The sequence below is a fragment of the Rhodobacter sp. Har01 genome (genome assembly GCF_020564565.1).
Classification (GTDB): Bacteria; Pseudomonadota; Alphaproteobacteria; order Rhodobacterales; family Rhodobacteraceae; genus Pseudogemmobacter.
On record NZ_JAJCTD010000018.1, the window covers coordinates 1 to 11,425 of the forward strand.

The 11,425-nt window shown below is 62.0% G+C and carries 10 protein-coding genes, 1 tRNA gene and 1 pseudogene; 9 read left to right on the forward strand and 3 right to left on the reverse strand.

Annotated elements, in window-relative coordinates; genetic code table 11:
• The coding region (locus tag LHP98_RS18935) for a PAS domain-containing protein (protein ID WP_227254116.1) at positions 1-444 on the reverse strand (444 nt) is incomplete at its 3' end.
• 74 nt (positions 445-518) lie between these two features.
• On the opposite strand from LHP98_RS18935, the pseudogene LHP98_RS18940 reads away from it, so the two are divergent.
• The 3 genes and pseudogenes from LHP98_RS18940 to LHP98_RS18950 form a co-directional block, all read left to right on the forward strand.
• Positions 519-911: pseudogene (locus LHP98_RS18940) on the forward strand (DEAD/DEAH box helicase); the annotation flags it as partial.
• 839 nt (positions 912-1,750) lie between these two features.
• Entirely contained in the window at positions 1,751-2,242 is a 492-nt protein-coding gene (locus LHP98_RS18945; RefSeq protein WP_227254117.1) for a hypothetical protein, read from the forward strand.
• 34 nt (positions 2,243-2,276) lie between these two features.
• Complete coding sequence (locus tag LHP98_RS18950; RefSeq protein WP_227254118.1) at positions 2,277-2,642, forward strand: OB-fold nucleic acid binding domain-containing protein; 366 nt, start codon at positions 2,277-2,279, stop codon at positions 2,640-2,642.
• A gap of 325 nt (positions 2,643-2,967) precedes the next feature.
• Here LHP98_RS18950 and LHP98_RS18960 read toward each other — a convergent pair whose 3' ends face one another.
• Positions 2,968-4,434 carry a methyl-accepting chemotaxis protein gene (locus tag LHP98_RS18960; RefSeq protein ID WP_227254119.1) on the reverse strand — a complete coding sequence of 489 codons (1,467 nt, stop codon included), beginning with the start codon at positions 4,432-4,434 and terminating at the stop codon, positions 2,968-2,970.
• A 220-nt stretch (positions 4,435-4,654) separates the two neighbouring features.
• On the opposite strand from LHP98_RS18960, the gene LHP98_RS18965 reads away from it, so the two are divergent.
• The 6 genes from LHP98_RS18965 to LHP98_RS18990 all read left to right on the forward strand — a co-directional run bounded on the left by LHP98_RS18965 (position 4,655) and on the right by LHP98_RS18990 (position 11,263).
• Entirely contained in the window at positions 4,655-5,050 is a 396-nt protein-coding gene (locus LHP98_RS18965) for a CZB domain-containing protein (RefSeq protein ID WP_227254120.1), read from the forward strand.
• A gap of 429 nt (positions 5,051-5,479) precedes the next feature.
• The gene (locus LHP98_RS18970) at positions 5,480-6,289 is read left to right on the forward strand and encodes a hypothetical protein (protein ID WP_227254121.1); all 810 of its coding nucleotides are present in this window, start codon (positions 5,480-5,482) and stop codon (positions 6,287-6,289) included.
• A 199-nt stretch (positions 6,290-6,488) separates the two neighbouring features.
• The gene (locus LHP98_RS18975) at positions 6,489-6,695 is read left to right on the forward strand and encodes a helix-turn-helix domain-containing protein (RefSeq protein WP_227254122.1); all 207 of its coding nucleotides are present in this window, start codon (positions 6,489-6,491) and stop codon (positions 6,693-6,695) included.
• Positions 6,696-6,855: 160 nt separating this feature from the next.
• On the forward strand, positions 6,856-8,553 hold the full coding sequence (locus LHP98_RS18980) for a hypothetical protein (RefSeq protein WP_227254123.1): 1,698 nt from the start codon (positions 6,856-6,858) through the stop codon (positions 8,551-8,553).
• Positions 8,550-9,641: a site-specific integrase gene (locus tag LHP98_RS18985; RefSeq protein WP_227254124.1), complete on the forward strand. Its 1,092-nt coding sequence runs from the start codon at positions 8,550-8,552 to the stop codon at positions 9,639-9,641. The genes LHP98_RS18980 and LHP98_RS18985 overlap by 4 nt, the downstream gene beginning before the upstream one ends.
• Complete coding sequence (locus LHP98_RS18990) at positions 9,638-11,263, forward strand: recombinase family protein (protein WP_227254125.1); 1,626 nt, start codon at positions 9,638-9,640, stop codon at positions 11,261-11,263. The genes LHP98_RS18985 and LHP98_RS18990 overlap by 4 nt, the downstream gene beginning before the upstream one ends.
• Here the strand turns inward: LHP98_RS18990 and LHP98_RS18995 are convergent.
• Positions 11,220-11,296, reverse strand: a tRNA-Met gene (locus LHP98_RS18995). The genes LHP98_RS18990 and LHP98_RS18995 overlap by 44 nt on opposite strands.
• Positions 11,297-11,425 lie beyond the last annotated feature (129 nt).

Here is an 11,425-nt window from a genome sequence, read left to right on the forward strand (position 1 = left end):
GCGCAGAAGCTCCTCTGCCGAGGCTGCGGGCGTCAGATTCGCAGACAGCTCGCGCTTGCGCTGCCGCGCATAGAGATCCGTGGTGGCCGCGAAGACCGGGCTCGAAGGTCGCAGGCGGACCGAGAAAAAGCCACCGTCGCAGGGCATGGCGGCGGCCAGGACCCAATAGGCCGCCCCGTCCGCGCGGCAGTTCTTCACATAGCCCACGGCTGGTTCGCCCCGCTTCAGCAGCGCCCAGAACAAGTGGAAGAAGCCCGTCGGCATATCCGGGTGGCGGATGATCCGGTGCGGCGCGCCGATGAGATCGCGCCAGTCGATGCCGGTCATGCGCTGGAACACGCCATTGCCGGACCGGATGATCCCGCGCTCATCGGTGCGGGAATAGATCAGTTCGTGGAATTCGAAGACGGCTTCAGAGGTGGGTTGGGTCGAAGGATTGAGCATTTGTCCTGGCACTGATTCATGGAGTCTCATTCACGCTGCTATCCGTGCCACGGCGATAGCTAACACATGGTTGCCAGGTCCCGGCGCTGAGCCTTTACGACATGACCGGCGCGCTGACTGTAGTGATCTCGCCCCTTGTGGCGCTATTGGCTGACCAGGTGCAGGGGATGGAGCGAACCGGGATATCGTCTGTAGTGACGATCAACGGTATGCTTTCCATGCCCGAGAGGCAGGTGGCACTGGACCGGGTTCGGCTGGGCTAGGTGGCGATCGTTCTGATATCGCCCGAACAACTGCGTAGCGTTTCGGTCCGCGCAGTGCTGAAGCAGCGCGAGGTCGGGCTTTGGGTGCTGGACGAGGCGCATTGCGTTTCGAAATGGGGGCAGGATTTCCGACCCGATTACCGCTACATCTGCCGCTTCATCCGCGAGTTCTCCGGTGATGCGTCACCTGCCCCGGTCCTCTGTCCCGGTTTCGCAAGATCGGATCCCTGAGAGCTTTGCTGCGGAACGCACGAACCTCGTCCGGGTTTCCGTGCCATGGAGCACGACCCGCTGAGCGGCAGGCTCCAGGGCGCTGTTCGACCACCACCTGATGCAGTGTCTGATGATCGGTACAACTCCGCCTTGAAGCGCCCTTGCGGCCCGTAGGATGCTCCTGGTAGGCAAAAACACGCCGATGTTCGGGATTGTTTCCCCTTCATATGACCTCTTTACCTCTTGTTAAGGTGTGAGGCTGAAAGTGGTTTACAGAACGTCAACATCAAGGTTCAGAACATGCATCCCAGCGAGATGAAGAACCAGGCCCTTTTGGCAGCCGCGGCGGCGGAACAGGATGGATTTCCTGGAATGGCAGAGGCTCTGCGGGAGCTTGCCGACATTTGCGCAAACGAGGCCAGGCTATTCGCCGAATACCAGTTGCGAGACTTCTCGATGAGTTGCGGCACAGCAACTTCTGGGCGAATTTCCAAGACATCCTTCGCGCATTAATCTGTTCTTAACCATTCTCGACTGACCTTCGTCCATGAGATCTTTACCCTGACGACGAAGGCAAGACACCAAATGGGCGATTGGAAGACGGATACGGTAGCGCTCCTGCGAGCGTGCTGCGCCCATGCATCTCGATCTCACAACAGTGCCCTGCACAGGGCCAACTGCAAGGCGATCGATGCGATGAATGCCGAGGCGGGCGGCGTTCCTCCGGATCTGCTGGTCTACGCCCTGGTCTGGCGCGAAATCACCAGCCGGCGGACGATTGGAGGCCGGCTGAACCCCCAAACACACGCAGCCCCGGAGAAGCACTGAGCATGGCAGCCTGGGCGATCATCAATGCCCTGCCTCTGGTGATGCTGGTGGCGACGGCTCTTGCGGTCGTCATCCTTCGCCTTTCGCACGGCTCGACCGAGGCTCGGATCAACCTGGGTCGTGAAGTGCACAGCCGGTTCGAGAAAGCGATCGGTGACTGCCTCGTTGTTCGACGGGCGGTTTCCAGTCTGGAGGAGGATCCTGACAGGGCGATCGAAGGCAAGTACGGCTCCAGAGCTCGACCCCAGTCCGATCGGCTTGGTCAGATCAGATCGCTCCGCGTTGAGGCTGACAGTGTGATGCGCGCGTTGGCCGCGCTGCCTCGAGAAATCGGCGAAATGCGGGTGTCACAGTTGAAGGCATATGTTCGAACGATATCGAAGCTGCAGGGTCACCTTCAGGACTTGCAGCGAGCCGTCGCCCAGATGGACCAGCGTCCGTCTCGTGGCCCTTCACTTCGGATTGTGGGTGCTGAGCAGATCGCTTCCTGCTGAGACACGGATACGGGCAGCTTGAAGGGACCTGGATGTGAAGAAATACCTGCTCCTGGCCGCGATCTGCGCAACTTGGATGGTGGCATTGCCTCCCGCATTGGCGACGGCAGAGACGATCTCGTGGTCTGAAGCCGCAAACGAGATTGGCAACCACGTCACCGTTGAAGGCGTTGTCAGCCAGGTCTCTCACGACGACCCGTCAGGCGTCACCTTCATCAACATGGGCGGGCGCTATCCCGACCACCAGTTCACCGGGGTGATCTTCTCGGACGCAGCTGCCGAATTCCCTGATGTGTTCGACCTGGAAGGTCGGACTGTACAAATCTCAGGCAAGATCAAGCTCTATAAGGGCAAGCCCGAAATCATCCTGAGAGAGCGATCCCAGATCGTCGCGCCCTGATATAGAACACCGACCGCTGCCAGTGAATCGAGCCGGACCAGTGCTGCGCGAGCCTCGCCCGTACTCCATATTCCTGCCACTTTCTCGGGATGGCGGAACACGGCGCGCAGTTGGTCATCCCCGCAGCCTCGATCTCCTCCGCGGGCAAGCGGCCGACCGGGCAAGACCCGACACCATGTTTCGGCACCGTCTGGCTGACTTAGCGGCGGTAAAGCCGTGCGCCCTCGCGGGTACGCGTTGGTGAGAACGTCGCGCCATCGGCACCGATCAGCAGCTCCTTCAGCAGGTACGGCGCGTCGGCACGGGTGAACGAATCGAAAGACAGTCATGTGCCCGTGTTAAGGAGACCATCCCACATGCCCGTCACGGCATCCTGAGCTGCCGGCGATGGCTCAGGCACGCAAGTGCGGTTCAGCACTTGCACCTCTTTGAGACGAAAACGTCCGGTCAGCTCATTCAGATGCTGTGCTTCCTGCTTGAGGGCCGCGACCGCCTCTGTCGTTTCTCGAGCCATCCCAGCATTTTGTTGGGTCGCTTGGTCAAGATGCGTCACACCGGCGTTGATTTCGTCCAGCCCAACCGACTGCTCCCGTGCGCTCCGAGTGATCCCGCTGACCAAGTCAGCGATTTGTCCGACGCGGGCAACAATATCTGTGAGGGCGCGTCCAGCGCGGTTGACCAAGTCAACACCGACTTCGACTTGGATGGAACTGGTGCCAATGAGTTGCTTGATCTCACGTGCCGCTTCCGACGATCTCTGCGACAGGGCACGAACCTCGGAAGCAACCACCGCAAACCCGCGCCCCGCTTCACCGGCGCGGGCTGCCTCTACGCCGGCGTTCAGCGCAAGCAGGTTGGTCTGGAACGCGATGTCATCGATCACATCGATGATCCGGAAGATGCCCTGGGCTAGACCCGTGATCTCGGACATGGCCGAGACAGCCTGTTTCATCACCTCGCTGCTTTGCTCAGCGTCCGACCTCGCACCCGACACCACGCTTTCGACCTGAGCAGCCCCATCCGCTGCCGACCTGACACTTGCCGTCATTTCATCCAGCGCTGCAGCAGTCTGCTCAAGCGTGGCCGCCTGTCGTTCGGTCCGGCGTGACAAGTCATCCGAAAGACTGCTGATCTGGTCAGTGCGGAGTCGGATCTCCGCGCCATTTCGGACAACTGCCCCAATCAGGTTGTCCAAGGTTGCGGTCGACCCATTGAAGTTCTGTCGAAGGCTTTCGAAGTCCTTTGGAAAGCATGTGTCGAGCGATCGTGTCAAATTGCCTTCAGCTAGCCTTCCAAGCCCCTCAGCCAGGCTGGCCACCACGAAGTGCTGCTCTGCCCAACGGTCATACCTATCGATTTCCGCCAGGCGCTCCCGCTCTTCGATCTTCTCCCGTTCGGCGACAGACTGCCGCAGTGTTGAAAGCGCATCGCGCAAACGGACGGCACCGCCGGCGGCGAAGCGAAGTCGCGGGATGGTGACTTGCTGGCCATGTGCGAGAGCCATCGCGACGCGTGAAAGCCTATTCAAAGGATGCACCATCGTGGCCCAAAACACGATCATACCAGAAAGGGCGAGACCAACTGTCAGCAGCAAGCCTTCGCCGAGCATGATGTCAACGATCTCACTCCATCTCTTTGGGTTCCTCGGTGCGCCCGCGTCGAGGATCGCCAGATGAGAGTCCAAATACCCGAAGATGGTCATGCAAAGAACCGCCGCGACGGCCGTTCCCAGTCCGACTGCTTGGAGTCGTAGGTTCTTCGCGACAGGGGTATTGCTCTCAGGATTGATCATCCGTCACTTGGCCTCTTCCATGATCGACTCATGACAGGCAATTTTATTGCTGAGAATGGCTAAGAATCCGTTGAAGACCGGGCGAACGACCCGTATCGGAGCAATGCCTTGCCCCGAGCCGTCGGCATCGCGCGCAGCAACGGACCGGTGGGCGTTAGAACTGCCTTAACTCGCGTCAGGCACCTTCCTGCATGCATCGCTAACCAACAGTGTGACGCCAATGAGCATCGAGAATGACATCATTGCAGAAATCGCGGCGGCTCAAATGAAACACCTGAAGTGGCGATCAAATCTTGCGTCCGCGATCGCTCAAGGCCGATCTGAGACAACACCCGAAAGGGCTGCCTGCGACAAGAGTTGTGATTTTGGAAAGTGGTTTCACGGCCCGTCGGTCGCCGCAGACTTGAAGACCAGCGATGCCTGGAAGGGGATCAATGTTGCGCACGCGTCCTTCCACGCGACGGCCTCGAGAGTGCTTGCGTTGGCACTCTCAGGACGCCAGCAGGAAGCCAGAGATATGCTCAGCGGTGAATTCTGCTCAAAGGCTGACATGGTGCTGAAGGCACTTAGCTTGTGGAAACTCGAACTCAAGATCCGCAACGGTGGACCTCTATAGAGACGGTGTCTCGCAAACGACTTGAGTGCAATCACCTCATGAATCAAGTTGGTAGCCGGATGAAGACGACCACTATAAATGATCTGATCCCCGGAAACTGGACCGGTTGAATCTGGAGTTTTCCAACAACCCAAGGACTCTCGTTTTGAACGAGGGACGACCGTGGGGCAGGTCAATCCGGTCAAATGTAGGAAGAAGCGGCATTTTTCGCCACTGCGGCAACATCGCGATTGCAGCGAGCGGCAGGCCTGGCGAATGCTGCAGCGTAGCACGGCGCCCTTCGCAAAGGGCGGCTTTGGGCCGGTTGGTCCTGGTCGCGACCGACGCCGGTTTCCAGCGCCCGTTACTCGGCGGGGAGACCGGGCTGGCAATCGGCGCGTCTCTTGCGCAATCTGGCGGCTCAGTGATCATCTTACCAGGCAGGTTTCGATGCCCCGCACGGTTCCCCGTTTGCCGGCTTCCGTCCCCCCTTTGGACTTCGAGTATAAGCCGTTCACTGCGGCCATTCTGGTAGGCATCATCCAGCGAACTGGACTTCCAGTCGAGCCGAGGTGCTTTGCGTTTCACGACGCCGTCAACACGTTGAACATGGCGGCCGTAGGTCACAAGCAGGAACAGGAATCGAAGCCTGTTCCGACCCGACACAAGCAGGTTCAATTCATCAAACGTATCGGGCAGCGCGCCGAAGCCCTACGAATGGTCCTGCCGATCTCAGATTCTTCCACTGGGCTCTTCACCGGTGGCAAGCAGATAGATGCTGGAACACTGCGGCTGATCGGATCCAGCATGGAAGCACTGATGCAGGAGGCAGCGCTCCAACGGACAAAGCTGGTTGGCAGGACGCAAACGGCCGAGGACCTGTTCGGCGACGGGAATGCGGCCGATGCGCTACTTCGGATGAGGGAGATGCTGGACTTGCTTGTGGCCTCCTGCGACCGCGCCAGAGCCGCCAGTCTCGCCAGTGATCCCGAACAGAAGGGCACCGATCCCATCGGCGGCTTCGTCGAAGCTGCGTGCCGCGTCTACTGTTCGTTACGTAGAGTTGATCAGTTGCGCTTTTCTCGCGATCCCAAGACGAACAAGCCGACGGGTCCACTGATCCGCTTCCTCGACGCCTGCTGCCGAACAGTGCTCGATGAACGCTCAAGCAAGACAGAAGAGGCCCTTGCCGACATCGTGGTCCGGTACCGCAAACGCAAGCAGCGTGCCGTGCGCCGTGACTTGTCAGGTCGCTCCTGAAGCGCAGCGCGATTTGCCAATTTGGACGAAGGCATCTGCCCATGCTTGGTGACACGCATGGACCACAGCGCCCTCCACGACAGCTCCCACGAAGGTACAGGCGGCGATCTTCCGACTGCAGTCCTGGCGCTGGTCCGATTGATGGCGCGCAGTGAGGCGCGTGCCTTTGCAGCAATGATCGGGGACAAGAATGACGAAGATGCGGAAGGATGCCCCGCCCGGATCGGAGGCGGCACTTCTGACGGTGGCAGAGGTTGCGGCGCTTGACCGCTGTTCGACCAAGACGGTGCGTCGGGCGATCCAGGCCGGGCTCTTGCCAGTGCTCCGAATTGGACCCGGCCGCTGCGCAATCCGGATCACCAGGACGGCTCATGCGGCCTACCGCGCCGGCATCTTCAAGGTCTAGAGATATCCACTCAAGTCCTTGTTATAGATGATAAACTCTCATGTCGGGAAGAGGTCTTCGATGCAATTCGGACGGATGCGATCTGTGCTATTTCCCGATTCGGAACGCGTTTCCGCTGCTGTCCACCCGAGACCCAAACCGACCGCAAGGAGCTCTCCCGATGACCAAGTTCGACCGCCAGAGATTCGAGACGGTGTTCCTGCCGCGCAGCATTCCGACCTTCGCAGCCTGCATCGAACGCATCCAGGCAGATGAAGCGCTTTCCGCCGATCGCCGCCGCGACCTGGCCTCTGGACTGAGACGTGTGGCGGACGCGCTGCAGCGCGATCCGGCGATGACGCCCGCGGACCCAGCCTGGCTGCAGCCGAAGATTGCCGCCATCTCGCCGGCGGGACTCGATCTCTCGCCGAAGTCCTGGGCCAATATCCTGAGCAATGCGCGCGCTGCGCTGGCTTTTTGCGGCATCGTGCAGAAGGCAACGCGACTTGATGACCTGTCCCCGCTCTGGGCGCCTGTCTGGCATGACGTGCTGGCCAGCGGGGAGCTTCGTGTATCACGCGGGCTGGGACGTTTGGTGCGCTTCCTCGACAATCTGGACGTCGCGCCAGCTGAGGTAACCATCGAACACGCGATACTCTACCGCGCTGCGCTCGAGATCAACGAACTGCACAGGTCACCAGAGGAGTCGATGCGCCAGGCAGTGCGTGCCTGGAATATTGCGTTAGATCGCATACCGGGTTGGCCGGGCCGCCCGATCTGCCTCTCGCCACGCGGCAATCGGTTTTGCCTGCCGCTCGACCGGTTTCCCGAGGGGTTACAGGAGGGAGTTGCTCGTTTCCGCCGCCGCCTCGAAGCCCGCGACCTTCTCGATCCCGAGACGCTCCCTCGCCCGCTACGGCCCGCAACCGTCAGGCACCGCGTGGACCAGCTGCGCCGCTTCGCTTCTGCTGTTGTCCATGCAGGTGTGCCTATCAGTGCGCTGACTTCGATCACCGAACTCCTGAACCTGGAATATGTCAGGAGAGGACTGCAATGGTTGCTTGCACGCCAGGCAGACGAGTCAAGCCCCGGGCTATCCAGCCTGTGCGAGTTGCTGGTGGCGCTCGCGCGCCATCACGCGGACATCGGCGCGCAGGAACGCGCGTCTATCGAGGCCCTGGCCGAACGGCTGCATGTCGCGCCGTGCCGCGGCATGACCGAGAAGAACCGCACGCGCTTGCGCCAGTTCGACAATCCGGGCACCGTTGGCAAGCTCTTTGGCTTGGCAGACCGGTACTTCGGGGAGGGCCGCGACGATGGCAGCGTGGAGGTGGCGCGCAAGCGCGAGATCACGCTGGCAATCCACTTCTTGCTGCACTGCCCGATCCGTATCCTGAACCTGACGTCAATTCACCTTGACCGCCACATCCAGCGCATGCGTGACGGGCGCGTCTTCTTCAATGTCCCGCCGGAGGAGGTGAAGAACCGCCAGCCCTTGCACTTCGAGTTGCCTGCGGAACTGGTCGGCATGATCGATAGGCATCTGGCGACGCGAGCCCCTCGGCTTTGCCCGGCCGGAACACCATGGCTTTTTCCACGGCGCGACGGCTTGGGCGCTGTCGGCACGACTTGCCTTGCAACGCGCATTGCAGGACTGCTCCATCGTGACCTCGGCCTGACTGTGAACGCGCATCTCTTTCGCCACATCGCAGCAATGCTCTGGCTGCACGCGAACCCCGGGCAATATGAGGTTGCGCGCCGCCTTCTTGGCCATTCGGCGGTATCTTCGACGATTGCCGCCTACGCCGATTTCAACCAGACCGGCGCCGTCCAGCTCTATTCCGAGGTGCTGCGCAAGACACGGGCGAACAAGGGATGACCAGGCTTTCGCTGAAGTTCGACAGGTGGCCGGCAAAGGATCGTGCCCTCTTCGACGCCGTGTTCCGCATCGGGTCGCTTCTTGAGGGAAGTGGCCGGCTGGCAGGCTTTCGCGACGCTAGCGCGCGAACCCTTCGGTATAGCTATGCCTATTGGCTGGGTTGGCTGCAGCGCACCCTCCCCGAAGCCCTGGATGAAGACCCGGTTGAGCGAGCCACAGTCGAACGTCTTCACACCTGGTTGACCTCCCGGGACGACCTCAGGATCCGATCGCTGGTTTCGCTCGGCACGAGCGCACTCCGCCCGCTGATAGCCGCCGCCCCGGATCGGGACTGGCGGCGGCACCGCCTCCTGCTGAACCGCCTCCACCTCCGGGTGTCGGATCAGACCTCCATCCGCAAGGCAGGACGCATCCTGCACGCCGGCGTCCTCCTTGAGGCTGCACAGAACCTGATGGAGCGCAGCGGCATGGGACTGCCGCCCGTGTCTCTGGCGCAGGCCCGCGTCCGGCGCGATGCGGCCCTGATTGCGTTCCTGATCGTCCTGCCGATGCGACGGCGTGCCTGCTGCAGCATTGAGCTGGGCACCCATCTGCAAGGAACCGGTCCCTGGCACCTGACACTCCCGGGCGAACTCACCAAGACCGGTGCGGTCTGGTCGGCGGCCGTCCCGGAGTTGCTTGATGCGATCCTGGCCGATTATCTGGCGCAGCTGCGCCCCTGGTTCGCAGGGCGGGCACGGGGTGGCCGCGCAGACAAGGCGCTTTGGCTCAACGACAACGGCACGAGGATGGCGGTCAATACGATGACAGGCCGGATCACCGAAGCGACCCGACGCCTCGTGGGCGTCGGCATCTCGCCCCACCTTTTTCGGGACTGTGCCGCAACAACACTCGCGCAGGACTCTCCCGACGCCTCTCGGGTCACGCGGTCGCTCTTGGGGCACAGTGGTTTCAGAACAGCGGAACGGCACTACAATCACGCAACAAGCCTCGATGCCGGCCGCCGCTATTGCGATGTGGTCCGCGACTTGCGGCAGACAAATGCGAACGGGATCAAGAGGAAGACGGGTAAGGAGGATCAGGAATGACGCGCGTTGCGATCTATGCACGGTATTCGTCGGATCTTCAGTCGGCGGCCTCGATCGAAGACCAGGTCCGGCTGTGCCGCGAGCGGATCGCGCGCGAGACCTGGTTGCTCAGCGACACCTTCGCCGACCATGCCGTCAGCGGTGGATCGATGCGCACACGCCCGGGACTGCTGGCCTTGATGGCAGCAGCACGCGGCGGAGAGGTCGACGTGGTACTGTCCGAAGCGCTGGACCGGCTCAGCCGCGACCAGGAGGATATCGCCGGCATCTTCAAGCGCCTGTCGCACAGCGGCGTGCGGCTGATCACGCTCTCCGAGGGCGAGATCAGCGAGCTTCATATCGGGCTCAAAGGCACGATGAACGCGCTCTACCTCAAGGACCTCGCGCAGAAGACAAGGCGGGGGTTGCGGGGCCGTGTCGAGGCCGGACGATCAGGTGGCGGGAACAGCTACGGCTACCGGGTCGTCCGGCGCTTGCTGGCGAACGGCGCGCCGGCAACGGGCGAACGCGAGATCGACCCGTCCGAAGCCAGGGTGGTGCGGCGCATCTTCTCGGAGTACATCTCGGGTTTGTCGCCACGCCAGATCGCCGCAAGGCTCAATGCCGAAGGTATCGCCGGCCCGCGCGGCGGCACCTGGACCGCGTCGACGATCCACGGCAGCCGCAAGCGCCGCAATGGCATCCTCAACAACGAGCTCTATCTCGGCCGAATGGTCTGGAACCGCCAGCGCTTCGTCAAGGACCCCGACAGCGGCAAGCGCGTCTCGCGCCTCAATCCTCGCGAAGACTGGGTCACGACCGAGGTGCCCGCCCTCCGTCTGATCGACGACGACACGTTCGCCCGTGTCCAGGACCTGAAGTCGAGGTTCACCGGTTGGGCGGGGAACAAGCGACAGGTCAAGAAGCGCCTCTTCACCGGGCTCGTGACCTGTTCCCGCTGCGGCGGTACGATGACGACGAACCGGGACCGCTACTATTGCGGCGCCAGGCGCGAACGCGGCACCTGTGGAGCCACCCATGGCATCGCCGTGGCAGAGCTTGAGGCCCGCGTGCTCGGGGGTCTCACCCGCCTGCTCGTCGGCAACGAGGCAGCCCTCATGGCATTCGTCGATGAGTTTCAGCGGGAACTTGAGCGGCTCACAGCTGAACGGAGGGGCGCAGGCCAGGACCTCCGACGCCAGTTGGCCGAGGTCGACCGGGGCATCTCGCGCTGCATGGAGTTCATCGTCTCGGGAGACGACACTCCGGGCGCCGTGCGCGGCAAGCTGACAGAACTGGAAGCGCGCAAGGCCCGGCTGACCGCAGAGCTCGCCGGCATCGAGCGCGCAGCGCCCAAGGTCACGATCCATCCGAACCTGCCGGACCTCTACCGCCGACGCGTGACGGCGCTTGCCACGCTGCTGGAGGACGAGGCCGGGCGGGCGGAGGCCGTGGCGGCACTGCGGGGATTGGTGGAGCGGATCGAGGTGGGCGTCGGCGAGACGCGCGGGCGCTGCACGGTGACGATCCACGGCGGATTGGCCGGCGTCCTCGCGTTCTGCGCGGACCCGGGTCAATCCTCTGGCGGTACGGAGTTCTTGGTTGCGGGGGCAGGATTTGAACCTGCGGCCTTCAGGTTATGAGCCTGACGAGCTACCGGGCTGCTCCACCCCGCGGCCGTTGTCCCTGGGGCTGGTTTGCCTTTGGGGTGATTTGAGATCGTATTGAGAGGTTGGGCATTGGACAGGTTTGGCGGTGACCTACTCTCCCACGTCTTGAGACGCAGTACCATTGGCGTGACGGCC